The organism is Pseudomonas abyssi (assembly GCF_003444685.1).
GTDB classification, from domain to species: Bacteria; Pseudomonadota; Gammaproteobacteria; order Pseudomonadales; family Pseudomonadaceae; genus Halopseudomonas; species Halopseudomonas abyssi.
Genome location: NZ_LMAZ01000001.1, coordinates 103,849 through 129,130, shown reverse-complemented (window position 1 = coordinate 129,130; position 25,282 = coordinate 103,849). Strand labels below are relative to the sequence as shown.

Genomic DNA, 25,282 nt, shown 5'->3' with positions numbered 1-25,282 from the left:
TCAACTACCCGGTAAACTGGAAAGCAGACGGGGCGCCAATTCTTTCATGGCGCGGCGGTAAACATCACGTTTGAACGGGACAACCTGTCCCAGAGGATACCAGTAGCTGACCCAACGCCAACCGTCGAATTCCGGTTTTGCGCTACGCGTCATGCACACGCGCTGATCTTCACTTTTCAGCCGCAACAGAAACCACTTCTGCTTCTGTCCGACGCAAACCGGTTGCGAGTGACTGCGAATCAGCCGCTGCGGCAATCGGTAGCGCAGCCAGCCACGGGTGCAAGCCAGAATTTCGACGTCGGCAGGCAGCAGACCAACCTCTTCATGCAGCTCGCGGTACAGCGCCTGCTCTGGACTCTCGTTACGCTGAATCCCGCCCTGCGGGAACTGCCAGGAGTCCTGACCGATGCGTCTGGCCCAAAGCACCTGACCCAACTCATTGGTCAGGATGATGCCTACATTGGGTCTGAAACCATCGGGGTCAATCACAGCCGTTATCCTTGTACAGTAACCTCCGCATTGTTCCACAAAGGACGCCGGGGCGGCAATTCTGGAAGCGCCTCCTCGGCGTGGGCAAATGCGCGCAGACTGCTTTATCCTATGCAGCCGTTTCCCAGCCTTGGAGAGCTGCCTTGTCACTTGCCATCTTTGATCTCGACAACACCCTGCTTGGCGGGGACAGCGACCACGCGTGGGGCGAATTTATCGTTGCCCACCGCATTGTCGACCCGGAGCAATACCAGGCACGCAACGACCAATTCTTCCACGACTACCTGGCCGGCAAGCTGGATATTCAGATCTACCTGAATTTTTGTCTGGCGCTGCTGGGCGAGCACTCCCAGGACCAGCTCGACGCCTGGCACGCGCAGTTCATGCAGGAGAAGATCCTGCCGATCGTACTGCCCAAGGCGCAGGCGCTGATCGAGCGTCACCGTCAGGCCGGCGACACCCTGATGATCATCACCGCCACCAACCGCTTCATCACCGGCCCGATCGCCCGTCACCTGGGCATCGATCTACTGCTGGCCACCGAGTGCGAGCGCAGCGAGGGTCGCTACACCGGCCGCACCACGGACATACCCTGTTTCCGCGACGGCAAGGTCACGCGCCTGGAACGCTGGCTGCTGGAAAACAACCGTACTCTGGAAGGCAGCTACTTCTACAGCGACTCGCACAACGACCTGCCGCTGCTGGGCATGGTCGACCACCCCGTCGCCGTCGACCCCGACGACACCCTGCGCGCCCATGCACAGGCGCAGGGGTGGCAGATCCTCAGCTTGCGCTGAGGCGCAGCAGCGGCAAGCGGCAAGCGGCAAGCGGCAAGCAAAAACCAGATTCGCACCTGTAGCGAGATCCTCAAGGGTTTGAATAAGGAGCTACCGCTACCGTCAGCATAAAAAAACCGCGCGGTTCAACTCCGCGCGTTTTTTTCTTGCAGCTTGCAGCTTGCAGCTCGCCGGCGCGAAGCCGGCGCCTCAGGCCGGCGTGACCCGACAAAACAACGCCTTGATATAACCGGTTTCCGGAATCGCCGGGTGCAGCGGGTGGTCCGCCCCCTGGAAGCCGCGCTCGGTAATGATCAGGTTGCGATCCAGGTGGCGGCTGGCGCCCAGCAGGGCGTCGCGCAGGCGGTCTTCTTCCAGGTGCATCGAGCAGGAAGCGGAGACCAGAATGCCGTCCTTGTTGAGCAGACGCATGGCCTGTTCGTTGAGGCGACGATAGGCCGCCTCGCCGTTGCGGATGTCCTTGCGTTTCTTGATAAACGCCGGCGGATCGGCAATCACCACATCAAAACGCTCGTTCGCCCCCTTGAGCTCACGCAGCGCCGCCATCACGTCACCCTCAACGACCGCCATCTTCTCCGCCACACCGTTCAGCTCGGCGTTGGCTTCGACACAATCCAGCGCCGGCGCCGAGCTGTCCACGCACATCACCTCGCTGGCACCAAAGGCCGCCGCCTGCACGCCCCAGCCGCCGATGTAGCTGTACAGGTCGAGTACCCGCTTGCCAGCCACGTAAGGGGCGAGGCGGGCACGGTTGGCACGGTGATCGTAAAACCAGCCGGTTTTCTGGCCGTCACGCACCGGCGCCTCGAAGCGCACGCCGTTCTCTTCCAGCGCGACCCGTTCGGGCATCCCCCCAAAAGCATCCTCGACGTAGGCGTCCAGCCCTTCCAGCTTGCGCGCGCCGCTGTCGTTCTTGAACAGCACCGCCTGGGGTTTGAACACCTGCACCAGCGCTTCAACGATCTGGTCGCGTACCCGCTCCATGCCGGGGTTGGCGATCTGCACGACGAAGTAATCACCAAAGCGGTCCACCACCAGCCCGGGCAGCAGATCGGACTCGCCGTACACCAGACGATAGAAGGGTTTGTCGAACAGGCGCTCGCGCAGACTCAGCGCCACCTTGAAGCGGTGCACCAGCAGTGACTTGTCCAGCAGGTGGCCGGTATCGCGACCGAACAGGCGAGCACAGATCAGGTTGTTGGGGCTGACGCACACCAGGCCCAAGGGCTTGCCGCTGCTGGTTTCCAGCTGGGCCTGCTGGCCGGCCTCAAAGGCCGTCAGCGGCGTCTGTGCGGTATCCACCTCGTTACTGAAAACCCACAGGTGCCCTGCGCGGATGCGCCGTTCGGCATTGGCTTTGAGACGCAGACTGGGCAGTGACATGAGAAACTCCTGGGGAACAAGCGGGATGTAAAAACACAGCGACCGATTATACAGGCTGTCGGCCCTTCGCGCCGCGCCAGCGAAGGGCCTTTGCGCCAGAGCCTCGCGGGGGTTTCCCAAGCGCCCCCCTGTGGCGCTAAACTCGGTGATTCAGCCACCAGCGGATCACGCCCATGAATGCCGAACTCACCGACCAGCAGATCAGCAGTGCACTGCAGGGCATCAGCGTGCCACCGCAACCACAGATCATGGTTGATCTGCAGATGGAACAGCTGATGCCCGACCCGGACCTGAAAGCCATCGCCCGCCTGATCAGCCAGGACCCGGGCTTGTCCGGCAGCCTGCTCAAGGTAGTCAACTCGGCGTTCTTTGGTCTGACCAACCGCATCAGCTCGATCCAGCAGGCGGTCAACCTGCTGGGTGTGTCGCGCGTCGTCAACATCGTCAACGCCCAATCCATTCGCGGCGAGCTGACCGATGAAAACATCGTCAATCTGAACCGTTTCTGGGACAGCGCCCAGGATATTGCCGTGACCTGCATGACGCTGGCCAAGCGCATTGGCTGCGTAGAACCGGATGAAGCCTACGCGCTGGGGCTGTTCCACAACTGCGGCATTCCGCTGATGCTCAGCCGCTTTCCCTACTACATCGAAGTGATGGAAGAGTCCTACGCACAGAACGAGGTGCGCATCGTCGATGTGGAAAACCAGCGCATGAATACCAACCACGCGGTAATCGGCTATTACACCGCCAAATCATGGCGGCTGCCGCCGCACCTGTGCGAAGCCATCGCCAGCCACCACAACGCCGAGCAGACCTTTCTGTCGCCGCTGGGCAAGGATGTGGAACAAAAGAACCTGCTGGCGATTCTGAAGATGGCAGAGCATATCTGCCAATCCTACCGGGTGCTCGGCAACCACCCGGTGGATCACGAATGGAACGCCGTCGGCGCGGCCATTCTCGAATACGTTGGCCTGTCGGATTACGACTTCGAGAACCTGGAGGCCACCTGCCAGGAAATGACCGCCACCGGCGAAGGTCGTTACTATTAAACCGGCCCGCCACCGGCCCAAAGGAGACACCCCATGACCACCCCGCTCGTACTTACCGTCATTTCAGCCGACAAGCCCGGCCTGGTAGAGAGCCTGGCCCAGACCATCAACCGCCACGGCGGCAACTGGCTGGAAAGCCGCATGGCGCGTATGGCCGGTCAGTTCGCCGGTATCCTGCGGGTTGACGTTGGCAACGATCAGCTCGAAGCCCTGCGCATCGACCTGGAAGGCCTGACCAGTCTGGGCATCAACGTACAGGTGGCGATCAGCGGCCAGGCCGAGGAGCCGGTGCAGAGCGCGCTGATTCTGAATCTGGTCGGTAACGACCGCGCCGGCATCGTGCATGAAGTATCGCGCGTGCTGGCCAGCCATGGCGTGAACGTCGAATCGCTGGAAACCGAATGCGTGCCTGCGCCGATGAGTGCCGACATGCTGTTCAAGGCCGAAGCCCACCTGGGCGTGTACCCGCAGACTGATCTGGATGCCCTGCGCGATGCGCTGGAGAATCTGACCGACGACCTGATGGTCGAACTGCGCAACGCGGACTGAGCTAACAGACGGCGCGTTCGGGCACCTCAAGCCCCACCTGAACGCGCCAGCCCGTCACAGCAAAAACGTCAGCCCCACCTGGAACAGGCGCTCTACCGCCTGCATGTCGCGCTTGTCCGGCACCAGCACGATGACATGATCCCCCTCTTCGATCTGGGTGCTGTCATGGGCAATAATCACATCCTCCCCGCGCACCACAGCGCCGACCATGGCGCCGGGCGGCAGCGGCAGTTCGTCGATGCGTTTGCCAACCACCTGCGAGCTTTGCGGATCTCCGTGGGCAACCGCTTCCATGGCCTCAGCGGTGCCACGACGCAATGAGTGCACCGCCACCACGTCGCCGCGTCGCACGTGGGTCAGCAGGGCGCCGATGGTGGCCTGTTGCGGTGAGATGGCGATATCGATACTGCCGCCCTGCACCAGCTCGGCGTAGGCGGGGTTGCTGATCAGGGTGATCACCGTGCGCGCGCCCATGCGCTTGGCCAGCATGGACGACATGATGTTGGCTTCATCGTCATTGGTCAGGGCCAGAAAAACGTCGGCGGACTCGATACTCTCTTCCAGCAACAGCTCACGGTCCGACGCACTGCCGTACAGCACCGTGGCCTTGCGCAGGCGCTCGGAAAGATACTGACAGCGCCCCATATCCTGCTCGATCACCTTGACCCGGTAATCGTCCTCCAGCACGCTGGCCAGCCGCGCGCCGATATTGCCGCCACCGGCGATCACCAGGCGTTTGTAGGGCTTCTCCCGGCGCCGCAGCTCATTGAGCACCAGCCGAATGTCGGGGCGCGCAGCAACAAAGAACACCTCGTCACCATCCTGAATCAGGGTATCGCCGTCAGGCACCACCGCGTGATTCTGGCGAAAAATGGCCGCCACGCGGATTTCTACCGCCGGCAGGCGCTCGCGCAGCGCCGAAATACGCTGGCCGACCAGCGCGCCACCGGTCGTCGCGCGGACGGCAACCAGCTGTGCCAGACCACCGGCAAAATTGATCACCTGCAACGCGCCAGGATAGCGAATCAGCTTCTTCAGATGCTGGGTGATCAGCGCCTCCGGGTTGATCAGCACATCCACCGGCACCGCCGCCTTGGCAAACAACGCGTGATTCTGCTCCATGTAACCCGGCTCTCGTACCCTCGCCACCTTGTTGGGCACATGGAACAGGGACTGCCCAACCTGACAGGCAATCATGTTCACCTCGTCGCTGTTGGTCACGGCTACCAGCATGTCGGCATCGTCGGCACCGGCCTTGGACAGGGTCACCGGATGCGCGCCATGGGCGCACAGGATGTTCACATCGTGCAGCTCGTGCACCATCTGCAGGCGGTCCGGATTGGTATCCACCACGGTTATGTGATTCTTTTCACTGACCAGATGCTCGACCAGACTGCGGCCCACCTGGCCGGCGCCAAGAATGATAATGCGCATCAGACTGTCTCCCCGGATCCCATGTATTCACCCACGCCAGAACATGGGGGTAAAGAGTACCATCAGCGTCAGCAACTCCAAGCGCCCCATCAACATGGCGAACGACAGCAGCCACTTGGCCGCTACCGGCAGGCTGGCAAAGTTACCCGCTGGCCCGACAATGTCTCCCAGCCCCGGACCGACGTTGGTCAGCGCCGTCGCTGCGGCGGTGAGACTGGTCATCAGGTCCAGCCCCATCAGCGCCAGCAGCAGAGTAACGACCGCCAGAGTGACAAAGAACAGAAAGGAAAAGGCCACCGCCGAGAGAATGATGTCGTCCTGCACCGGCCGGCCGTTGTACTGGGTAACGAACACCCCGCTGGGGTGAATCAGCTTGCGGATCTGACTGCGCAGAAACAGGTAGCTGAGCTGAAAGCGAAACACCTTCATGCCGCCACTGGTCGAGCCCGAGCAGCCACCAATAAAGGTGACCACAAAGAACAGCGCAATACTGAAGCTGCCCCACTGGGTGTAGTCGGCCGAGGCAAACCCGGTGGTGGTAATCACCGAGACAAGATTGAAGGTCGCCTGGGTAAAGGCTTCGAAGGGCGCGAACACGTGCAGGTCGATCAGATCGGCGGTCAGCACCAGCGACACCGCCGCGATGATGGCAAAAAAGCCCCGCACCTGCTGATTTCGCAGCAGATCCATCGAGGGGCGGCGGAAGAATCCGATCAGCAGGGTGAACGGCAAGGCGCTGAGCAACATGAACACGATAGAAACCCACAGTATGCCCAGCGAGAACCGGCCCATGGAACGATCGTCCGTGGCAAAACCACCGGTGGAGACGGTCGCCATCGCATGGTTGACCGCATCAAACAGGCTCATGCCCGCCAACCAGTAGCTGAGCACACAGCAGACTGACAGGGTCAGGTAGGTCAGTACCAGCAGGCGCGCCAGCGACTGCACGCGCGGAATCGACTTTTCCGACCAGTCCGACGATTCGGTGTGGAACAGCCGCATGCCGCCCACCCGCAGAAACGGCAGGATGGACACCGCCATGCCGATCACCCCCAGGCCGCCGAGCCACTGCAGCAGTGAGCGCCACAGCAACAGGCTGGGTGCCAGATGCTCAATGCCACTGAGAATGGTCGAGCCGGTCGTCGTGATGCCCGACACGGCCTCGAACACGGCATCTTCGGCGCTCAACTCGAAGTGGCTGAAAAACAGCGGCAAGGCGCCGAACAGCGACATCAGCACCCAGCTCAGACTGGTCAACAGGTACAGCTGACGCGAGACCAGATGAAAGCCGCGATCACGACAGCTGAAGACCAGCAACAGACCGCAGCCAAGGGTGATGCCGAACGAGATCAGGAAGACTTCCATCTCCGGGTCCTGCCGCCACCAGGCGAAACAGGCAACCGCAAGCATCAGCCCTGCCATCAACAGGGTCAAAATGCCACAGACAAAGAGTACTGGACGCAGAAAGCGCACCATACAACAGCCCCCAACGGCGCAAGAATGCCGCACATGATAGCCAAAGCACGGCGTCGGTGCCCGCTTTCGCTGTCACACCAACAGCCGACGCTGCAGGTCGGGCACCGACAGGCTACCATGGCTCGACGGGGCGACCCGCACGGCCGGGAGACACATGTGGACCATCTCAACCTTCGTCATCTGCACTATTTCTGGATGATCGCGCGCAACGGCTCCATCGTACGCGCAGCGGAAATTCTCAAGCTATCGCCACAGACACTCAGCGGCCAGCTGGCTACTCTGGAAGCCAACCTGGGCAATGCACTGTTTCAGCGCCGGAATCGCTCGCTGCAGTTGACCAAGTTCGGACAGACCGTCTTTACCTACGCAGAGGAGATCTTCCAGAGCGTTCAGGCGCTGGACGACCTGCTGCAGCAGCCACCGGAAACACGCCCTCTCAACCTGTCCGTAGGCATTGCCGCATCCATTCACAAACTCATCGCCTATCATTTGACCGCGCCGGCACTGGCGCTGTCGCGGCCGGTCCACCTGCGCTGCCAGACAGGGGAAACCGGCGAACTGCTGAAACGCCTGGGGCGCCGTGAGCTGGACATCCTGCTGACCGACCGCCAGCCCGACTTCAACGACGCCGGGCAGTTCCGGGCCACTCAGCTCGCCAGCTCCTCCATTTCCCTGTTTGCAGCACCCGCGCTCAGCGATCGACTGATGTCGGGATTTCCGGCCAGCCTGGATCACCAACCCTTCCTCACCACCTCCCTCAACGCGCCCTACATCAACGACTTGATGAACTGGTTCGCCGCTCAGCGTATTCGCATCAACGTGGTCGCCGAGGTGGATGACAGTGCACTGATCAAGGTATTCGGGCGGTCAGGGCTCGGCTACTTTGCAGCCCCCACGGTGATTCGCGAGGAGGTATGCAGGCAGTACGAAGTCACCTGCATTGGCGCCATCGAGCAGGTACGCGAAACCCTCTACGCTGTCACACGCGGGCGCTCCAGCAGCAACCCGGGGGTGAACGCGTTGCTGCATGCGCGTCCAGACCTGGATGACAGCATCGAAAAAACCGAACAATAAATAAGAAATAACTCTATTTATTACGATCTCTTGCCGCGCGATCCTAGCCACGTCATCCCCGGCTCGGAGAACAGGCATGAAGACCATTCACCAGTACATCCTGAACAGCGACAAGAAGACCACCACCCTCGCGCTGCGTGAAGGCTACCGGATAGTGCGCTGCGAGTACCTGTTGGCACAGAAGAAGATTTACCTCTGGGTCGAAGAGTCGCTAAGCATCGATCTGCCGACCATCCAGCGCCAGTTCGTGGTGATCGAATCCGGCGCCGCGGTGCCGTTGAGCTACCGTCACGTCGACACCGCTCTGGATCCTTTCGGCCCGCAGGCTTTTCACGTCTACGAGGTAGCCCAGCCGCATGAAAACCAGCACGCCGGGCATTTCGCGCGACCAGCAGCAACGCTGCATCAGGCCCAGCCAGCCTAACGGCTAACCAGCGTGACCAGAGCCCCGAGATCGGGGCTCTTTTTTGCCCGCCCCACCCACTACCCGCAGGACTGCCGCGCAATGCCCGACATCATTGTCATGTTTTTTATCCTCGGCCTGATTGCCGGTTCGGTACGTTCGGACCTGGCCATCCCCAAGGCGGTCTACGACATTCTGTCACTGCTGCTGATGTTGACCATTGGCCTCAAGGGCGGCATGGCGCTGCACGGCAACCTCAGCTGGTCGTTGCTGGGCGAGGCGCTGGCGGTCACTGCACTTGGCTTTCTGATCCCCCTGCTGCTCTATCCGGTGCTGCGTTATCTGGTCAAGCTGACGCTGGCCGACGCCGCGAGCTTCTGCGCGCACTACGGCTCGGTCAGCGCCGGCACCTTTGCTGTCGCACTGGCCTGGACCGAGTCGCGCGGTCTGGCTACCAGCGGTCAGGTAACGCTCTATCTGGTGCTACTTGAGTTACCCGCCATTCTGACCGGCCTGTGGCTCTATCGCCGCTTCACGGCCGGCGGGCAACAGCGCGACGACAACGCCGTTCCGCTGTGGCAGGAAACCCTAACCAACCGCAGTGTGATCTTGCTGGTGGGTGGCCTGATCATCGGCATGCTGTATGGCAAGCACAACGGCAGTCAGGTTACTGCGCTGCTGACCCAGGCCTTCCCGCTTATCCTCGCCCTGTTCCTGCTGGAGATGGGGTTGGTCGCGGCCGAGACGTTGCGCAAGATTCAGCTGCGCCACTGGCGTGTGATTGCCTTCGCGCTGTGCACACCGCCGCTGCTGTCGCTGGCGGGGCTGTTCACCGGCATTGCGCTCGGACTGACGCCGGGAACGACCATCGTGCTTGCAACGCTGACCGCCAGTGCCTCGTACATCGCCGCCCCTGTCGCCGTGCGACACGCCATCGAAGACGCCGACATCGGTCTGGTGATGCTGGCATCACTGGGCATCACCTTTCCCTTCAACGTATTGATCGGTATCGAGCTATACGCCAGCTTGCTTGCCTTGCTCGGCTGAGTCGGCGCGCTTCAACTGCCCGGAGCCGCAGCCACCCTCAATGGCAGGCGCAGCGGCTCAACCGGCCCGCTGCGCGCGGCGCAGGCCTCATCATGCGCAACGTACTGCACCAGCGCACAGGGCAGCGCCTGCAACACCGGACACTGGCCCAGCAGCGCGCGCACCTCGCTGATCGAGCGCAGGCAGTAGCGCTTGCCGCGCCTGTCCTGCACGGTTTGGCAGCCATCTGCTAACTGGGCCCGCAGCATATAGCGCCCGCCTTGCAGCGACAGTACCTCCAGCGCGCGGACCTGACCTGCGTTGGCCCGGCTAACCAATTCTGCCAGCGTCATACACTCGCTCCCGCTTACCAGGGTACGGCTTGCCCGTCATAAGCATAGAAATGGCCACTCTCAGCGGCGGTGCTGTTGTCCACCACCGTCAGCAGCTCGGCCGCCGCCTGGCGCGCAGGCCGGGCCGCCGCCGCGCCCCGGAACGGTTGTGATAACGGAGAGATGACCGTACCGGGGTGCAAACACAGCAGCCGCGCCTGCGGGTGCTTGCGCGCATGCTCGATGGCTGCGGTCTTCAGCAGCATGTTGAGCGCAGCCTTGGACGCGCGATACGCATACCAGCCACCGAGACGGTTATCGGCAATACTGCCGACCCGGGCGGACAACACGGCCAGCGCGCCACCCGGATCGAGCAGCGGCAGGAAGTGCCGAAGGACCAACGCCGGGCCGATGCTGTTGACCTGAAAGACCTGCTGCAACACATCGGCATCCAGCGCGGCCAGGGACTTCTCCGGTTGAAAGCCGGGACCATGCAGGACACCGGTAGCCAGCAACATCAGCTGAAAGGGCGCTGCGCCCGCCAGCGCTTCGGCGGCGGCGGCGATGCTCTCGGGCTCCTGCAGATCCATGCCCGGTGTTGTCCGGCGCCCCAGTTCGACTACCTCGGCGCAGGCCGGGTCGCTGCGCAGCAGCTGGCAAAAAGCGCCACCTAGCGCACCGCTACTACCGATCACCAGCGCGCGGTAGTCGTCCCCAAAAGATGTCAACTGCAATGCAGCACTCCTGTCTCCATGCCGCGCAGCTGCAGCCCCCTGCTCTGGCGCTCAGGTCTGCAACCGCGTGGCGGCAAAACGGTTCAGCAACAGGTGCATCAGATACACACCGGTCAGCGACAGCACCACCGCGACCGACAGCGACCAGAACCGATAGAGGTCACTATAGAACAGGTCCTGCCGGGGCGAGAGGTACTGGCCAAACAGGATCGACATAGTGGTCAGTGCGGCAAAGCCCGCACCCGTGCCCCCTTCCAGCAGATGAATACGGGCAAACAGCATAAGACTGACCCACAGCCCCACCGCGACAAAGGGCAGCACGTCAAAGTGGTCCATCAACACGAACTGCACCAGCAGCCCGACGTTACACCCCACCAAGGTCCCCAGCGCCCGGTTCCAACCGGCCGGCCCTGCCCCCTTCCAGTTCAGCGGAAACAGGACCAGGATGCTGGCCACCTGCGCCGACAGGCCGCTTTGCAGATTGAATACCTGAAACACGATAAATGACAGGGTTGCCACTGTGGTGGCCAGAATCACCTCATGACGCTGGTTGGTCAACGGCTTGACCGGCATCTGCCGTGGCTGGCGCGGCGCCACATCGGCGAATACCACATGCATCAGCATGGCGATGCCCAGGGTGGTGAACACCGAGACGATATTGGAGGCGACGATGTCACCGATGTCAGCCGAGGGGTAACTGGCGAAGTGCAGCTGCATCGACATATTGACGATCGCCATGGCCCCGAACAGGAAGTGACTACCCGCGCTCATCTGCCGAAACAGCACCGCGAACATGCCGGCCACCAACACGATCATAGGTACCGGCTTATCGCCGAACAGCCCCTGCACCACCAGCACGGACAGGCTGACCAGCAGCATATTGGCGAGGAACTGGCGCATGATATGCCCGTTCAGCGTCGGCACCATGCCCAGCAGCAAAATGGGCTGCACCACGAAGAAGGCACCGTAGTTCCAGCCCATCAGCTTGCACAGCACAAACCCCAGGGTGCCGCCAAAGGCAATGCGCAGACATTGGCGCAAATCGTTGGCATCCAGGTGGCGTTTGCTCATCAGCAGTATGGGTTTCATCACCGGACCTCAGTAGATGTAATGCATCAGGCTGACCAGACGGATCTGCGCACCGCCGAGCAGCGCAGCTAGCCCGCCCACCGGGTACAGCTGCACCGTGGCCCGGGCACCTGTGGGCAATTGTGCCAGCAGTTGCGGCTCATCCAACTGCAGATGGATGCGCTGACGCTGCGCGTCACGGACCCAGCGGTCAGAGGTTTCCGGAGCGGCCAGGGAGCCGTCGGGCAGCAGTTGTCCCTGCTGCGTGCCAGCATCGACGGCCGTCACGCTAGCGTCGAACACGTGTCCCGGCATGGCATCAAAGACAATGGCGGCGGCTTCACCGCGCTGCATGTGTACCAGCGACTTCTCGCGAAAATCGGCAATCACGTCAGCGTCATCGCTGACCAGCGCCGCCAGCGAATTTCCCACACTGGCGAAGGTACCGGGCTTGACCTGCAGGTTGGAGATGACCCCGGCACTCTGTGCACGTACCTCGGTGTAGCTCAGGTTCAGCTCGGCACGCTCAAGATCGTTGCGCGCCTGACGCAGGCGCAGGTTGTCCTCGTCGGTCAAACCGCGTTGCACGCGCAACTGCTCGGCACGCGCCTTGGCGCTGGCCAGGCTGGACTGCGCCGTCTGATAGCTGGACTGGGTCTGGTCGTACAGTTGCTGCGAAACGTTGCGGCTGGCCAGCAGGGTCGACAGGCGGTTGTGTTCGCGGGCCAGCTCATTGACCTGCACTTGCGCCGCGCGGACATCCGCCTCCGCCGCCGCCAGCGAGGCATCGTAACCGGCGTTGTCGCGCTCAGCTGCCTCCAGCGCCAGCTGCGCCTGTTGCACCGCCAGCTCATAAGGGCGCGGATCGATACGAAACAGCACATCACCTGCCTGCACGTGCTGATTGTCGGTGACCGGCACCGCAACGATCTGGCCGCTGACCTGGGGTGCCACCCGGATGACCGGGTGCATGACCCGGGCCTGCGGGGTCAGCGGCATCCACAAGTCCGCTGCCAGAAAGTAGACAAACACCACAGCGAACAGCACCAGTGATGCGCGCACCCAGCGCGCGAATACCTGATCGGGTGTCATTGCTGTTCCTCCCCGGAGCCAAGCAGGCCGCGTACATTGGCTTCCATTTGCAGCAGCACCTCGGCGCAGGCATCCAGCTGGGCGGCACTCAGCCCCTGATAGATCTGCTCACGTACCCGTTCGACGTGCACCGACAGATCGGCCACCCGCTGACGGCCTGCGGCAGTGAACCACAATGTATGCACCCGCCCGTCGGCCGGATCGCGTCGACGTTCGATCAGTTGCTGCGCCTGCAACTGATTCAACGTGCGCGTCAACGACGGCATCTCGATAGCCAGTTCATCGGCCAGCACCTGCTGGGTACAACCTTCACCGAGCTTGGCCAGGTGCAGCAGCACCGCCCAGCGCGCCTCGGTCATGCCCAGCTCACCGACCGCCTGATTGATCGCACTGCGCCAAAGGCGGTGGAGACGCCCCATGGCGGCGCCCATCGAGGGGCGCAGCGTTTGATGCAGCGCAGGTTTGTTGTCACTCATGCCTCACCTCAATTACTTAGCTTGCTAACCAATAGTCTACGCCGATCAAATTATTTAGCAAGCTAAGCATTGGTGCAATGGCGGAACAGCCTGTCGCGCCGCGGGTCACAGTCAGGCTACAGTTGAGCCTGATCACCAGCCACAAGGGAAAGGAAGCACCGCATGTCCTACATCGAAGAGTCGCTATCGAGCGGCGAGACCATCCACAAGGTCTTCCAGCTGCACTGGTTTGCCAGGGTGCCCATGTACTGCTGGCTGGTATTGGGATTGATCACCTTCGGGCTGACCTGGCTGATTGCGCTGTATGAGTACTTTCGCTTGCGCTCCATCGAGCAGGGTGTGACCAATAAGCGGGTGATCCTCAAGACCGGCATCATCAGCCGGCATACCGAAGAGATGAAGCTCAGTTCGATCGAGACCGTCGAGATCGAGCAAAGCATCTGGGGACGGATGTTCGGTTACGGCACGGTCAAGCTGACCGGCCGCGGCATCAGCGATGTGAAGTTTCGCAACATTGACGATCCGATGTACGTCAAACGCGAGATCGAAAGCGTCAGCAATCCAATTGACTGAGCGGCAGGCTCAGAGCAGAAACAGCGTCGCCAGTCCAAGGAAGGCCAGAAAGCCCACCACATCGGTGACGGTCGTCAGAATCACGCTACCGGCCAGCGCCGGGTCAACCCCGAAGCGGCGCAGCAGCAGCGGGATCGCCAAGCCAGAGACCGCCGCGCAAAGCAGGTTGAGCAAGATGGCGGCGGCGATCACCGCTCCCAGCTGCCAGTTGCCGAACCAGGCAACGGCTAGCCCAGCCACCACCAAGGCCCATAGCACACCGTTAAGACAGGCAATGCCCATTTCCTTGCTGAGCAGCAGCCGCGCGTTACCGCCTTCTACCTGGCCCAGCGCCATCCCCCGTACTACCAGTGTCAGCGTCTGACTGCCGGCGATCCCGCCCATGCTGGCCACAATCGGCATCAGCACGGCCAGCGCCACCAGTTGCTCCAGCGTGCCCTGGAACAGGCCAATCACCCAGGCGGCCAGAAAGGCGGTCACCAGATTGATCCCCAACCAGACCGCACGGCGACGGCTGCTGGTCAAAACCGGCGCGAACATGTCTGCCTCATCATCCAGGCCCGCCATACTCATCATGGCCCGCTCGGAGTCTTCGCGGATGATATCCATCACGTCATCCACGGTGATACGGCCGATCAGCAACTGGTTCTCGTCAACCACCGCCGCCGACAGAATGTCCAAATCCTCGAAGCGACGCGCTACGTCCTGACTGGGCAGCATCACATCAAAGGGCTGAAAGTCGGCGTCCATGACATCGCTGACCACCGAGTCCGGCGTGCTGGTCACCAGCCGACTGAGGCGCAATACGCCCTGATAGCGGTTCTTGCGGTCGACCACCATGACCTTGTCGGTGTGGTCCGGCAGGTCTTCCAGCAGCCGCAGATAACGTAATACCGAGCCCACCCGCACATCAGCGCGCACCGAGATATGGTCGGTGTTCATCAGACCGCCAGCGGAGTCTTCCGGGTAGGACAGCATCGACAGCAACTGCTGACGCTTGCGCACGTCCATCGCCTGCAGCAGCTGTCGGCCACTGCCGCTGGGCAGCGCCTGAATCAGGTCAACCAGGTCGTCGAGATCAAGCTTGCGCGCGGCAGCAACCAGCTCGTCCTCCTCCATCTCCAGCGCCAGACGCGCGCGTACTTCGTCATGCAGATGGACCAGAATCTTGCCCGCGCGCTCGGCGTCGAGCATTTCCCAGACGCTGCTGCGCTCGGCCGGCGGCAGCGCTTCAAGCAGACCGGCCGCCTTGGCCGGATGCATCTGCCGGAAAGCCTTGCCCACGCGCTTGAACTTGCCTGCCTCCAGGGCATCACGCACGCGAGCGATCTGCGTCGCCGCGCCGTCACCCTCCTCGCTTTCTTCCGCCAGATCGGATTCTTCCGGCTCGCGGCGCAGCTGGGCACCCAACAGCGGGCTCAGGTGCTTGAGTACCTGCTCCTCCGACTCGTCCTCGATTTGCTGCCAGAGCGCGGCTCGCAGCTCGCCATCCAGCGCCTCCAGAAGACTCGCCACCTTGCCTGGATGCATACCGCGCAGCAGCTTGCGCACCCGCTTGCGCTTGTCGCGCTCCAGCGCCTCGACGATGGCATCGAGTTCAGTGCGAATGCTGAGGCTGTCGGTATCGGTCATAGGCAGGCAGGTTCCGGCAGGGGGAGGAAGTACAACAATGTACCGTCGGAAGACGACATGCACCAGAACAGGGTCACCGGTAAAAACCACACACAAACCACATACGCAGCACAAAGGCGGCCAACACACTGCCTGTCACAGTCCACAGGGAGACCGACATGAAGACCGCATTCATCTGGCTAGTGCTGCTTGGCGCCCTCGCCTCACTCAACGCGCAGGCCGCTGCAAACGACCAACCGGGCACCGGCAGCTTCCTGCTGCGTGCCGACGACGGCAGCTGGCAACCCGCCCTGCTGCTCAACACCGATATGCAGGTGCAGATCAGCGGCCCGGTCGCCGAAGTACAGATTCGCCAATCCTTCAGCAACCCCGGTGGCGCCTTTGCCGAGGGCCGCTATGTGCTGCCCACCAGCGAAAATGCCGCCATTCACGCCATGACCCTGGAAATCGGCGAGCGCCGCATCAACGGCCAGATTCAGGAGCGCGAACAAGCGCGCAAGACCTACCAGCAGGCACGGGACAACGGCCAGCAGACCGGTCTGGTCGAGCAGGAACGCCCCAACCTGTTCAGCACCTCGGTCGCCAACATCGGCGCAGGTGAAACCATCAGCGTCATCCTCAGCTACACCGAACTGCTGCAGCCGGACGCAGGACGTTACAGCCTGCGCCTGCCGCTGACCATGACCCCGCGTTACAACGCTCGCCCGCAGCCGGTCGATGGTCAGCAGCAGCCCGTCGCCGCCAGTGATGCACGCCCGGAAGGCCCGATTGTCGGCAGCCTGTGGCGTGACGGGCCATCCCATCAGGCCGACATCCATATCAACCTGCACAGCGGCTTTGCCCTGCACGAGGTGAGCAGCCCGAGCCACGCCATCAGCAGCCATTTTGACGGCCGCCAGTACCGCATTCAGCTGCAGGACAATCCGGTGGTCATGGATCGCGACTTCGTCCTCAACTGGCAGCTGCCCAGCGAAGCCGGCAACCAGGTCGCCGTATTCACCGAACAGGTGGGCGACGACCACTACGCGCTGATGATGCTTTCGCCTGCTGCCGAACCGGTCAGCCGTGAACGCCAGCCACGCGAGGTGTTTCTGATTCTCGACACCTCGGGCTCAATGCAGGGCGAGCGCATTCGCCAGGCACGTGACAGCCTGATCCAGGCGCTGGGCCGCCTGCAGCCCGAAGACCGTTTCAATGTGCTCGAATTCAACAGTGAATACAGCATGCTCTACCGTGAGCCGGTGAACGCCACCCAGGACAACCTGCAGGAAGCGCGCAGCTGGGTGGCCGGACTGCCGGCCGGCGGCGGCACCGAGATGCTGCCCGTGCTGCGCGAGGCGCTGACTCAGCCAAACGAGCCCGGCTACCTGCGCCAGCTGATCTTCATCACCGACGGCTCGGTCAGCAACGAGCGCGAAGTCCTGCAGATGATTCAGCAGCGCCTGCGTCAGGCGCGGATCTTCACCGTCGGCATTGGCGCGTCCCCCAACAGCTTCCTGCTGCGCAAGGCAGCCGAAGTCGGCCGCGGCCAGTTCACCTCGATTGATGACCGTGCAGGGATTGAAGACGCCATGGAGCGGCTGTTCGAGAAACTGGAGTCACCGGTACTGACCCACCTGCAACTGGAGCTGCCGGAAGGCATCGATGCCGAAATCTGGCCGCAGAAACTGCCCGATCTGTACTCGGATCAGCCGTTGCTGATCGCCATGAAACTGAACCAACTGCCGGAGAAAGTGGCCCTGCACGGCCGCCAACCGGCGCCATGGGAGCAGCACCTGCACATCCCCGAGCCACAGCAGGGCAATGGCATCGCCAGAATCTGGGCACGCCGCAAGATCGAAGCCGCCATGGACCGTCTGAACGAGGGCGCCGGCGAGGACGAAGTGCGTGACCTAGTGTTGCCGGTAGCGCTGGAGCATCAGTTGATGAGCCGCTTCACCAGCTTCGTCGCCGTCGAGGAGCAACCGGTACGCGCCGCTGACGAACCGCTCGACAGCCAACGGGTGCCCAACCTGAACCCGGTCGACCACCGCCTGTATCCGCAGACCTCGCTTGGCCTCACCGGCTTGTGGGCACTGGCACTGGCGCTAATGCTGGCGGCAATTCTGGTGCTGAACTGGAAGCCGCGCCATGCGTAAGCTGATTGCTGCGGTCCTGCTGCTGGGCGCCATTGCGGCGGCCGCCCAGGGCGGCTGGCTGCAGGCCAAGGCGTGGCTGGCCCAGATGCTGATTGCCGACGCCTGGGCCGAGCAGCTGCAGGCGGGCACGCCGAGCAAACCTTGGCCCTGGGCCGATACCTGGCCGGTGGCTAAACTGACCACCCCGGGCGGCGAGGCCCGCTACGTGCTGGACAGCGTCAGCGGGCAGGCCCTGGCCTTCGGCCCGGGGCAACTGGATAACGGCGTCATGCCGGGCGGCACAGGCACCCTGCTGCTGGCCGGCCACCAGGACAGCCACTTCGCCTTTGTCGAACACCTGCAGACCGGTCAGGTGCTCACCCTGCAGGCTGCCGACGGCCAAGAGTACCGCTACCGGGTCGCCAGCCAGCGCATTGTTGATAGTCGGAATGAGCCAATGATTCTGCAATACGAGCGCGCCGAACTGCGGCTGGTCACCTGCTACCCGTTCCGCGCCCTCACCAGCGGTGGCCCGCTACGCTACGTGGTCACCGCCTGGCTGGAGGCACCCGCCTCGTGATTGCACTGGCCATAGGGTCTGTTGACGTTTCGTTCACCCGCCTGTTGCTGCCTGTAAGGCCGCCAATCAAGAAGCAAGGAGCGCAGTTTGGTCATTCCAAATAAGCGACGAGCGACGCCGAGTGGCGGCCTTACAGGCGCAACCCGAGGGGCCGGGGCCATTTTTCGGCCATGCTACGTTGTCGGTCGCTTGTGTAGATCAACTACACTACGCATCCTCCGCCTTGCCTGGCCAAAAAAATGGCCTCCGGCAGGCGGGCGAACGAAACGTCAACAGACCCTAGCGAAACCGCCACAATCGGCGGACGATTCACGGACAGAGCAGACCATGCCGGACAGGATTCTGATTATCGAAGACGAGCCCGCCATCGCCGATGCGCTGGTGTATGCCCTGAGCACCGAAGGCTTCGACGTCCACTGGTGCGGTCTGGCTGGCGAGGGCATGCAATGGCTGCGCGACAACCCGGTCGACCTGCTGGTGCTGGACGTTGGCCTGCCCGACGAAAGCGGCTTTGAAGTCTGTCGCCGCATCCGCCAGTTTTCCGCCCTGCCAATCATGTTTCTGACCGCACGCAAGGAAGAAGTCGACCGCATCGTCGGGCTGGAAATCGGCGCCGACGACTACGTGGTCAAACCGTTCAGCCCGCGGGAGATTTCCGCCCGGGTGCGCGCCATTCTGCGTCGCACCCGCGCCGAGCCTGTCGCCAGCGAGCAACCGGCGCCCGCCGAGCTGTTTCTACACGACGCCGAGCGGCGGCGCATTCGCTACCACCAGCAGTGGCTGGAGCTGACCCGCTACGAGTATCTGATTCTCAGCACCCTGCTGCGCCGTCCCGAGCACGTTCTCAGCCGTGATCAGTTGATGGAAGCCGTCTGGGCCGATCCTGGTGCCAGTCTCGACCGGGTGATCGACACCCACATCAAGGGCATTCGCACCAAGCTCAAACGCATCCTGCCCGGCCACGACCCGATCGTCACCCACCGCGGCCTTGGTTACAGCATCAACCCGCAGCTGCCGGACGCCCACCCATGAGCCTCACTACCCGGCTGCTTCTTGGCTGGTTTCTGATCGCCGGGCTGGCCACGGTGCTGTTTCTCAACAGCATCCTCAATCAGGTGCCCTCGTCCGTACGCCAGGCCAGCGAGGAGGTGATGGTCGACAGTGCCAACCTGCTGGCCGAAATCGCCGAACAGCATTGGCAGGAGGGCTTTGCCGCAGACAGTCCGTTTGCCACCGCCATCGATCGTTACCTGGCGCGCCAGCTCGATGCGCAGATCTGGTCCCGGCACAAGACCGGCACCGAACTGGTGATCTACCTGACGGATCTGAACGGCAGCGTGCTGTACCACACCGATCCGCAGCAGATCGGCGAAGACTATTCACAGTGGCGCGACGTATCACTGACCCTGCGCGGCGAGTACGGCGCGCGCACCACACGCATCGACCCCGAAGACGACACCAGCAGTCTGATGTACATCGCCGCGCCGGTGTATCAGGGCGGCCAGCTGGCCGGTGTACTGACCCTCGGCAAACCCAACGCCAGCCTGCACCCCTTCATCACCCTGGCGCACGGCTACTTCTGGCAACGCGGCGGCATCATCCTGTTTGGCGCGCTGCTGCTCGGTGCCGGTATGGCGTTCTGGCTGACGCGGTCGGTGCGCCAATTGGTCGATTACGTCGAACGGGTGCGCCACGGTGAGCGGGTCAGTCCACCGCAACTGGCCGACAAGGAGCTGGCAAGGCTGGCCGCCGCCACCGAGGCCATGCGCCGCGAAATCGACGGCAAGGCCTACGTCGAGCAATACGTGCACACCCTGACGCATGAAATGAAGTCGCCGCTATCGGCCATCCGCGGCGCCGCCGAGCTGCTGCAGGAAGCAGACGTGCCGGAGCCCATGCGCGCGCGCTTTCTGGCCAATATCGACAGCGAGTCCAGTCGTCTGCAGCGCCTGGTTGACCGCCTGCTATCGCTGGCCGGGGTGGAAAAACGTCAGGCGCTGGAGCAGACCGAGAGCCTGGATCTGGCCGAGATTGCCGCGCTCGAGCTGGAAGCCAAGCGCCCGCTGGCCGAACGCAAGGAGCTGACGCTGCACCTTGAGTGCAACGTCGACAGTCGGCTCGCCGGCGACCGTTTTCTGCTCGAACAGGCGATCAGCAACCTGCTGGATAACGCCATCGAGTTCAGCCTGCCCGGCGGCGCCATCACCCTGCAAATCAGTACCAGCGGCACGGCACTGAGCCTGCGCGTGTGCAACGACGGCCCGGCCGTACCGGACTACGCCCTGGATCGGGTGTTTGAGCGTTTCTATTCCCTGCCGCGGCCGGACGGCCAGCGCAAGAGCACCGGTCTGGGGCTGAGTTTTGTCAGGGAAATCGCCAGACTGCACCGCGGCCGGGTGAGCCTGCATAACCGCGCGGAAGGCGGCGTAGAAGTGGAGATGATGCTGGACAGAGCCCAGCAGGAGAAAGAGGGCAGCGCCCCACTCTCCTGACAGGCCCGATCTTAGCCCTCGTAGGCTTCGATCGGCGGGCAGGCGCAGAACAGGTTGCGGTCCCCGTACACGTTGTCGATCCGGTTCACGCTTGGCCAGAACTTGTTGGCCGCGACCCAGGGCTGCGGGAACACCGCTTCCTCGCGGCTGTAAGCACGCTGCCAGGCGCCGGTGATGTCAGCCAGGGTGTGCGGCGCGTTGTGCAGCGGGTTGTCCTCTGCCGTCCACTCGCCCTGCTCGACCTTGCGGATCTCGGCACGAATGGTCAGCATCGCGTCGACAAAGCGATCCAGCTCGGCCTTGGACTCGCTCTCGGTCGGCTCGATCATCAAGGTGCCGGCCACCGGGAAGGACATGGTCGGCGCGTGGAAGCCGAAGTCCATCAAACGCTTGGCCACGTCTTCTTCACTGATACCCGAGGCCGCCTTGAGCGGACGGATGTCGATGATGCACTCGTGCGCCACCCGGCCGTTACGACCGCTGTACAGCACCGGGTAAGCATCGCCCAGACGCTTGGCCAGATAGTTGGCGTTGAGGATGGCGACCGAGGTAGCCTGACGCAGACCGATAGCGCCCATCAGGGCGATGTAGGTCCAGCTGATCGGCAGGATGCTTGCGCTGCCCCACGGCGCCGCACTGACCGCACCGTTCTCCGGGTTCGGGCCATCCAGCGGCACCACCGGGTGGTTGGCAACGAAGGGCGCCAGGTGCGCCTTGACGCCGATCGGGCCCATACCCGGGCCGCCGCCACCGTGCGGAATGCAGAAGGTCTTGTGCAGGTTCATGTGCGATACGTCGGCGCCGATGTCGGCCGGACGGGTCAGACCGACCTGCGCATTGAGGTTGGCGCCGTCCATGTACACCTGGCCACCGTGCTGGTGAATGATCTCGCAGATCTCGCGGATACCTTCCTCATAGACACCGTGGGTCGACGGGTAGGTGATCATCAGGCAGGACAGGTTATCGGCGTTGTCGGCCGCCTTCTGGCGCAGATCCGCCACATCCACGTTGCCCTGATCGTCACAGTTGACCAGCACCACGCGCATGCTTGCCATCATCGCCGAGGCCGGGTTGGTACCGTGCGCCGAGGTCGGGATGAGGCAGACGTTACGGTGCGCCTCGTCGTTGCTTTCGTGGAACTTGCGGATCGCCAGCAGACCGGCGTACTCACCCTGCGCGCCGGAGTTCGGCTGCATGCAGATGGCGTCGAAGCCGGTGATGGTACGCAGCATGGCTTCCAGCTCGTCGATCATCTGCTTGTAGCCTTCGGCCTGCGCCAGCGGGGCAAACGGGTGCAGCTGACCAAACTCCGGCCAGGTGATCGGAATCATCTCGGTGGTGGCGTTCAGCTTCATGGTGCAGGAGCCGAGCGGGATCATCGCGTGGTTCAGCGCCAGATCCTTGTTCTCCAGCGACTTGATATAGCGCAGCATCTCGGTTTCCGAGTGGTAGCTGTTGAACACCGGGTGAGTCAGATAGGCGGAGGTGCGACGCAGAGCCGCCGGAATGCCCATCTCGGTAACGCTGACCTTGGTATCCAGCGCGGCGACATCCTGACCGTGCGCGGCGCCGGCGAAGGCCGCCAGCAGCTGATCAATGGTCGCACGTGTAGTGGTTTCATCCAGGCTGACGCCCAGGTGATCGGCATCGATCACGCGCAGATTGATGCGCGCGGCGCGGGCGCGTTCAAGTATCTCGCGGGCCTTGCCCGGCACCTTCAGGGTCAGGGTGTCGAAGAAGGTCGCGTTGCGACGCTCGATACCCTGCGCACTCAGGCCTTCAGCCAGAATCGCGGTAAAGCGCTGCACCCGCTCGGCGATCTGCTTGAGGCCCTGCGGGCCATGATAGACCGCGTAGAAGCTGGCGATGTTGGCCAGCAGCACCTGCGCGGTACAGATGTTGGAGTTGGCCTTCTCGCGGCGAATGTGCTGCTCGCGAGTCTGCAGCGCCATACGCAGGGCGCGGTTGCCGCGGGTATCCACGGATACGCCGATAATACGGCCCGGCATGGCGCGCTTGTAGGCATCGCGGGTGGCAAAGAACGCCGCGTGCGGTCCGCCGTAGCCCATCGGCACACCGAAGCGCTGCGCCGAGCCGAAGACCACGTCAGCGCCCAGCTCACCCGGCGGGGTCAGCAGGGTCAGGCCGAGCAGGTCGGCGCCCACACAGGCCAGACCTTTCTGCGCCTGAACCTGTTCGATCAGCGGCTTGAGGTCGCGGATCTCACCCCAGGTCGTCGGATACTGGAACAGCGCACCAAACACCTCGTACTCGCCCAGCGTGCTGACGTCGTCGACCACCACGTCGAAGCCGAAGGCCTCGGCGCGGGTCAGCACCACGGAGATGGTCTGCGGATGGCAATCCTGATCAACAAAGAACAGGTTGCTCTTGCTCTTGGCAACCCGCTTGGCCAGGGCCATGGCTTCGGCTGCGGCGGTGGCTTCGTCCAGCAGCGAGGCGCTGGCCAGCTCCATGCCGGTCAGGTCGATGGTCAGCTGCTGGAAGTTCAGCAGCGACTCCAGCCGGCCCTGGGCAATTTCCGGCTGATACGGGGTGTAGGCGGTGTACCAGCCCGGGTTTTCCAGCACGTTGCGCAGGATCACGGTCGGCGTCAGCGTGCCGTGGTAGCCCATGCCGATGCAGGAGGTGAAGATCTGGTTGCGGCCGGCAACCTGCTTCAGATAGTCCAGCACCTCGGCCTCGCTGCGCGGGCCGTCCAGCGGCAGCAGGTCATTGCGCAGAATGCTTTGCGGCACGGTCTGTGCGACCAGCGCCTCCAGTGTGTCGGCGCCCAGAGTCGACAGCATGGCTTGCTGCTCTGCGGCGTCGGGGCCGATATGGCGGCGAATGAAGGCGTCGGTCTGTTCCAGCTCGACGAGGCTCGGGGTGTGGCTCATGGGGTGTACCTGTGCAAAGTGTGAAAGCAAAAAGCCCCGACGCGAATCAGGGCTTCAGCACAACAACCAGCGAATAGCGATCAGATGGAGGCGCCGTAGGCGGCCGCATCCATCAGCTTGTCCAGCTCGGCAGCGTCGCTGGGCTTGATCTTGAAGAACCAGGCATCGCCGTAGGGCGCGCTGTTGACCAGCTCGGGGGAGTCGGCCAGCGCCTCGTTGACCGCAATGATTTCGCCGCTGATCGGCGCGTAGATGTCGGAAGCGGCCTTGACCGACTCGACCACCGCACACTCTTCACCGGCAGCGACTTCGCGACCGACCTCGGGGCATTCGACAAACACCACGTCACCCAGCAGGTCCTGAGCGTGGTCGGTAATACCGACGGTCACGGTGCCATCGGCTTCCAGACGGGTCCACTCGTGGCTGGAGGCGTAACGCAGTTCGGCAGGAATGTTGCTCATGGGAATATCCTCGGAAGTTGAATCAATACTTATTCGATGACCGACTGGCCGTTACGCACGAAGCTGGGCTTGACCACGCGCACAGCCAGCAGCTTGCCGCGAATCTCGACCTTGGCGCTGCTGCCGGTCGCACGGGGCACACGGGCCAGCGCGATGGAGTAACCCAGCGTCGGGGAAAAGGTACCGCTGGTAATTTCGCCTTCGCCGACACCGTCGACGATGACTTTCTGATGGCCGCGCAGCACCGCGCGCTCTTCCAGTACCAGACCCACCAGCTTGGGCTGATCGCCCGCAGCTTTTTGGGCTTCCAGCGCCTGACGACCGATAAAGTCGCGCTCGGCCGGCTCCCAGGCGATGGTCCAGGCCATGTTGGCGGCCAGCGGGGAAATGCTTTCGTCCATATCGGAGCCGTACAGGTTCATACCGGCCTCCAGACGCAGGGTGTCACGCGCACCCAGCCCGCAGGGCTTGCAGCCGGCGGCCAGCAGCGCCTGCCAGAAATCGGCGGACTGCTCGGCCGGCAGCATGATCTCCAGACCGTCTTCGCCGGTATAACCGGTACGACCGATAAACCAGTCGCCAGACGGCAAGCCCTGGAAGGGCTTGAGATCGCTGATCAGTGCAGCGCGGTCATCGCTGACCACCGATTTGACCAATTCCAGTGCCTGCGGGCCCTGAACCGCGATCATCGCCAGCTCGCTACGCTCGGTCAGGTTTACGGCAAAGGAGTCGGCCTGCTTGCTCATCCAAGCCAGGTCCTTCTCGCGGGTCGCGGCGTTAACCACCACACGGTAGCCGTCGCCGGCCAGGTAGACGATCAGGTCGTCGATCACACCGCCCTGCTCGTTCAGCATGCCACTGTAGAGGGCCTTGCCCGGGGTCTTCAGACGCGCTACGTCGTTGGCCAGCAGGTATTGCAGGTAAGCCTGCGCTTCGCTGCCATCGACATCGACCACGGTCATGTGCGACACATCAAACATGCCAACGGCACGACGTACCTGATGGTGTTCTTCCAGCTGGGAGCCATAGTTGATTGGCATATCCCAGCCGCCAAAATCGACCATCTTGGCGCCAGCAGCAAGGTGCTGGTCGTACAGGGGAGTCCGCAGGGCCATTGCGCCATCCTTCGGTTCGGGGGGTTGCAA

The 25,282-nt window shown here is 62.8% G+C and carries 24 protein-coding genes; 11 read left to right on the top strand and 13 right to left on the bottom strand.

Annotated features, from left to right (window positions below):
- The gene (gene rppH / locus ASB58_RS00620; RefSeq protein ID WP_083727944.1) at nt 1–489 is read right to left on the bottom strand and encodes an RNA pyrophosphohydrolase; all 489 of its coding nucleotides are present in this window, start codon (nt 487–489) and stop codon (nt 1–3) included.
- Nucleotides 490–632: 143 nt separating this feature from the next.
- Here rppH and ASB58_RS00615 point away from each other — a divergent pair, with 143 nt between their 5' ends.
- Nucleotides 633–1,286: a histidinol-phosphatase gene (locus ASB58_RS00615; protein WP_118128986.1), complete on the top strand. Its 654-nt coding sequence runs from the start codon at nt 633–635 to the stop codon at nt 1,284–1,286.
- Nucleotides 1,287–1,475: 189 nt separating this feature from the next.
- Here ASB58_RS00615 and ASB58_RS00610 read toward each other — a convergent pair whose 3' ends face one another.
- Nucleotides 1,476–2,669, bottom strand: a complete 1,194-nt coding sequence (locus tag ASB58_RS00610) for a class I SAM-dependent rRNA methyltransferase (protein ID WP_118128985.1) — start codon at nt 2,667–2,669, stop codon at nt 1,476–1,478.
- Between the two features lie 173 nt (nt 2,670–2,842).
- Between ASB58_RS00610 and ASB58_RS00605 the strand changes: the two genes are divergently transcribed.
- The gene (locus tag ASB58_RS00605) at nt 2,843–3,721 is read left to right on the top strand and encodes an HDOD domain-containing protein (RefSeq protein ID WP_096003838.1); all 879 of its coding nucleotides are present in this window, start codon (nt 2,843–2,845) and stop codon (nt 3,719–3,721) included.
- 33 nt (nt 3,722–3,754) lie between these two features.
- The gene (locus ASB58_RS00600; RefSeq protein WP_096003837.1) at nt 3,755–4,270 is read left to right on the top strand and encodes a glycine cleavage system transcriptional repressor; all 516 of its coding nucleotides are present in this window, start codon (nt 3,755–3,757) and stop codon (nt 4,268–4,270) included.
- A 54-nt stretch (nt 4,271–4,324) separates the two neighbouring features.
- On the opposite strand, the gene trkA is transcribed toward ASB58_RS00600, so the two are convergent.
- Together trkA and ASB58_RS00590 are read right to left on the bottom strand one after the other, a co-directional pair.
- Nucleotides 4,325–5,704 carry a Trk system potassium transporter TrkA gene (trkA, locus tag ASB58_RS00595; protein ID WP_096003836.1) on the bottom strand — a complete coding sequence of 460 codons (1,380 nt, stop codon included), beginning with the start codon at nt 5,702–5,704 and terminating at the stop codon, nt 4,325–4,327.
- Nucleotides 5,705–5,731: 27 nt separating this feature from the next.
- Entirely contained in the window at nt 5,732–7,180 is a 1,449-nt protein-coding gene (locus ASB58_RS00590; RefSeq protein WP_118128984.1) for a TrkH family potassium uptake protein, read from the bottom strand.
- 156 nt (nt 7,181–7,336) lie between these two features.
- Between ASB58_RS00590 and ASB58_RS00585 the strand changes: the two genes are divergently transcribed.
- From ASB58_RS00585 to ASB58_RS00575, 3 genes are all read left to right on the top strand, one after another.
- Nucleotides 7,337–8,254, top strand: a complete 918-nt coding sequence (locus tag ASB58_RS00585; RefSeq protein WP_118128983.1) for a LysR substrate-binding domain-containing protein — start codon at nt 7,337–7,339, stop codon at nt 8,252–8,254.
- 76 nt (nt 8,255–8,330) lie between these two features.
- Entirely contained in the window at nt 8,331–8,678 is a 348-nt protein-coding gene (locus ASB58_RS00580) for a DUF7352 domain-containing protein (RefSeq protein WP_174704245.1), read from the top strand.
- 81 nt (nt 8,679–8,759) lie between these two features.
- Entirely contained in the window at nt 8,760–9,704 is a 945-nt protein-coding gene (locus tag ASB58_RS00575; protein ID WP_118128982.1) for a sodium-dependent bicarbonate transport family permease, read from the top strand.
- 11 nt (nt 9,705–9,715) lie between these two features.
- On the opposite strand, the gene ASB58_RS00570 is transcribed toward ASB58_RS00575, so the two are convergent.
- The 5 genes from ASB58_RS00570 to ASB58_RS00550 are packed head-to-tail and all read right to left on the bottom strand — an operon-like array spanning nt 9,716 to nt 13,385.
- Entirely contained in the window at nt 9,716–10,036 is a 321-nt protein-coding gene (locus ASB58_RS00570) for a DUF6482 family protein (protein WP_118128981.1), read from the bottom strand.
- Nucleotides 10,037–10,050: 14 nt separating this feature from the next.
- Entirely contained in the window at nt 10,051–10,749 is a 699-nt protein-coding gene (locus ASB58_RS00565) for an SDR family oxidoreductase (protein ID WP_118128980.1), read from the bottom strand.
- A gap of 51 nt (nt 10,750–10,800) precedes the next feature.
- Nucleotides 10,801–11,838, bottom strand: a complete 1,038-nt coding sequence (locus tag ASB58_RS00560; protein ID WP_118128979.1) for a DUF2955 domain-containing protein — start codon at nt 11,836–11,838, stop codon at nt 10,801–10,803.
- 9 nt (nt 11,839–11,847) lie between these two features.
- Entirely contained in the window at nt 11,848–12,909 is a 1,062-nt protein-coding gene (locus ASB58_RS00555) for an HlyD family secretion protein (RefSeq protein ID WP_118128978.1), read from the bottom strand.
- On the bottom strand, nt 12,906–13,385 hold the full coding sequence (locus ASB58_RS00550) for a MarR family winged helix-turn-helix transcriptional regulator (RefSeq protein ID WP_096003828.1): 480 nt from the start codon (nt 13,383–13,385) through the stop codon (nt 12,906–12,908). Before ASB58_RS00550 ends, ASB58_RS00555 begins: the two co-directional genes overlap by 4 nt.
- A gap of 162 nt (nt 13,386–13,547) precedes the next feature.
- Between ASB58_RS00550 and ASB58_RS00545 the strand changes: the two genes are divergently transcribed.
- Nucleotides 13,548–13,958 carry a PH domain-containing protein gene (locus ASB58_RS00545; protein WP_096003827.1) on the top strand — a complete coding sequence of 137 codons (411 nt, stop codon included), beginning with the start codon at nt 13,548–13,550 and terminating at the stop codon, nt 13,956–13,958.
- Between the two features lie 9 nt (nt 13,959–13,967).
- On the opposite strand, the gene mgtE is transcribed toward ASB58_RS00545, so the two are convergent.
- Nucleotides 13,968–15,590: a magnesium transporter gene (mgtE, locus tag ASB58_RS00540; RefSeq protein WP_118128977.1), complete on the bottom strand. Its 1,623-nt coding sequence runs from the start codon at nt 15,588–15,590 to the stop codon at nt 13,968–13,970.
- A 158-nt stretch (nt 15,591–15,748) separates the two neighbouring features.
- Between mgtE and ASB58_RS00535 the strand changes: the two genes are divergently transcribed.
- The 4 genes from ASB58_RS00535 to creC all read left to right on the top strand — a co-directional run bounded on the left by ASB58_RS00535 (nt 15,749) and on the right by creC (nt 20,779).
- Nucleotides 15,749–17,728 carry a marine proteobacterial sortase target protein gene (locus ASB58_RS00535; protein WP_118128976.1) on the top strand — a complete coding sequence of 660 codons (1,980 nt, stop codon included), beginning with the start codon at nt 15,749–15,751 and terminating at the stop codon, nt 17,726–17,728.
- On the top strand, nt 17,721–18,287 hold the full coding sequence (locus tag ASB58_RS00530) for a class GN sortase (protein WP_118128975.1): 567 nt from the start codon (nt 17,721–17,723) through the stop codon (nt 18,285–18,287). Before ASB58_RS00535 ends, ASB58_RS00530 begins: the two co-directional genes overlap by 8 nt.
- A gap of 327 nt (nt 18,288–18,614) precedes the next feature.
- Nucleotides 18,615–19,319 (top strand): two-component system response regulator CreB, encoded by a 705-nt coding sequence (gene creB / locus ASB58_RS00525; protein WP_118128974.1) that lies wholly within the window; start codon nt 18,615–18,617, stop codon nt 19,317–19,319.
- Nucleotides 19,316–20,779, top strand: a complete 1,464-nt coding sequence (gene creC, locus ASB58_RS00520) for a two-component system sensor histidine kinase CreC (RefSeq protein WP_118128973.1) — start codon at nt 19,316–19,318, stop codon at nt 20,777–20,779. Before creB ends, creC begins: the two co-directional genes overlap by 4 nt.
- An 11-nt stretch (nt 20,780–20,790) precedes the next feature.
- On the opposite strand, the gene gcvP is transcribed toward creC, so the two are convergent.
- The 3 genes from gcvP to gcvT all read right to left on the bottom strand — a co-directional run bounded on the left by gcvP (nt 20,791) and on the right by gcvT (nt 25,252).
- The gene (gene gcvP / locus ASB58_RS00515) at nt 20,791–23,676 is read right to left on the bottom strand and encodes an aminomethyl-transferring glycine dehydrogenase (protein ID WP_118128972.1); all 2,886 of its coding nucleotides are present in this window, start codon (nt 23,674–23,676) and stop codon (nt 20,791–20,793) included.
- Between the two features lie 80 nt (nt 23,677–23,756).
- Nucleotides 23,757–24,137, bottom strand: a complete 381-nt coding sequence (gene gcvH, locus ASB58_RS00510; RefSeq protein ID WP_096003821.1) for a glycine cleavage system protein GcvH — start codon at nt 24,135–24,137, stop codon at nt 23,757–23,759.
- A gap of 29 nt (nt 24,138–24,166) precedes the next feature.
- Nucleotides 24,167–25,252 (bottom strand): glycine cleavage system aminomethyltransferase GcvT, encoded by a 1,086-nt coding sequence (gene gcvT / locus ASB58_RS00505; RefSeq protein ID WP_118128971.1) that lies wholly within the window; start codon nt 25,250–25,252, stop codon nt 24,167–24,169.
- Nucleotides 25,253–25,282: the final 30 nt, after the last annotated feature.

What these genes read in the sequence shown, in the direction of transcription:
- ASB58_RS00610 (WP_118128985.1), bottom strand. Translation starts at nt 2,669, where the DNA reads ATGTCACTGCCCAGTCTGCGTCTCAAAGCCAATGCCGAACGGCGCATC.
- ASB58_RS00605 (WP_096003838.1), top strand. Translation starts at nt 2,843, where the DNA reads ATGAATGCCGAACTCACCGACCAGCAGATCAGCAGTGCACTGCAGGGC.
- ASB58_RS00600 (WP_096003837.1), top strand. Translation starts at nt 3,755, where the DNA reads ATGACCACCCCGCTCGTACTTACCGTCATTTCAGCCGACAAGCCCGGC.
- trkA (WP_096003836.1), bottom strand. Translation starts at nt 5,704, where the DNA reads ATGCGCATTATCATTCTTGGCGCCGGCCAGGTGGGCCGCAGTCTGGTC.
- ASB58_RS00590 (WP_118128984.1), bottom strand. Translation starts at nt 7,180, where the DNA reads ATGGTGCGCTTTCTGCGTCCAGTACTCTTTGTCTGTGGCATTTTGACC.
- ASB58_RS00580 (WP_174704245.1), top strand. Translation starts at nt 8,331, where the DNA reads ATGAAGACCATTCACCAGTACATCCTGAACAGCGACAAGAAGACCACC.
- ASB58_RS00575 (WP_118128982.1), top strand. Translation starts at nt 8,760, where the DNA reads ATGCCCGACATCATTGTCATGTTTTTTATCCTCGGCCTGATTGCCGGT.
- ASB58_RS00570 (WP_118128981.1), bottom strand. Translation starts at nt 10,036, where the DNA reads ATGACGCTGGCAGAATTGGTTAGCCGGGCCAACGCAGGTCAGGTCCGC.
- ASB58_RS00560 (WP_118128979.1), bottom strand. Translation starts at nt 11,838, where the DNA reads ATGAAACCCATACTGCTGATGAGCAAACGCCACCTGGATGCCAACGAT.
- ASB58_RS00555 (WP_118128978.1), bottom strand. Translation starts at nt 12,909, where the DNA reads ATGACACCCGATCAGGTATTCGCGCGCTGGGTGCGCGCATCACTGGTG.
- ASB58_RS00550 (WP_096003828.1), bottom strand. Translation starts at nt 13,385, where the DNA reads ATGAGTGACAACAAACCTGCGCTGCATCAAACGCTGCGCCCCTCGATG.
- ASB58_RS00545 (WP_096003827.1), top strand. Translation starts at nt 13,548, where the DNA reads ATGTCCTACATCGAAGAGTCGCTATCGAGCGGCGAGACCATCCACAAG.
- mgtE (WP_118128977.1), bottom strand. Translation starts at nt 15,590, where the DNA reads ATGACCGATACCGACAGCCTCAGCATTCGCACTGAACTCGATGCCATC.
- ASB58_RS00535 (WP_118128976.1), top strand. Translation starts at nt 15,749, where the DNA reads ATGAAGACCGCATTCATCTGGCTAGTGCTGCTTGGCGCCCTCGCCTCA.
- ASB58_RS00530 (WP_118128975.1), top strand. Translation starts at nt 17,721, where the DNA reads ATGCGTAAGCTGATTGCTGCGGTCCTGCTGCTGGGCGCCATTGCGGCG.
- creB (WP_118128974.1), top strand. Translation starts at nt 18,615, where the DNA reads ATGCCGGACAGGATTCTGATTATCGAAGACGAGCCCGCCATCGCCGAT.
- creC (WP_118128973.1), top strand. Translation starts at nt 19,316, where the DNA reads ATGAGCCTCACTACCCGGCTGCTTCTTGGCTGGTTTCTGATCGCCGGG.
- gcvP (WP_118128972.1), bottom strand. Translation starts at nt 23,676, where the DNA reads ATGAGCCACACCCCGAGCCTCGTCGAGCTGGAACAGACCGACGCCTTC.
- gcvH (WP_096003821.1), bottom strand. Translation starts at nt 24,137, where the DNA reads ATGAGCAACATTCCTGCCGAACTGCGTTACGCCTCCAGCCACGAGTGG.
- gcvT (WP_118128971.1), bottom strand. Translation starts at nt 25,252, where the DNA reads ATGGCCCTGCGGACTCCCCTGTACGACCAGCACCTTGCTGCTGGCGCC.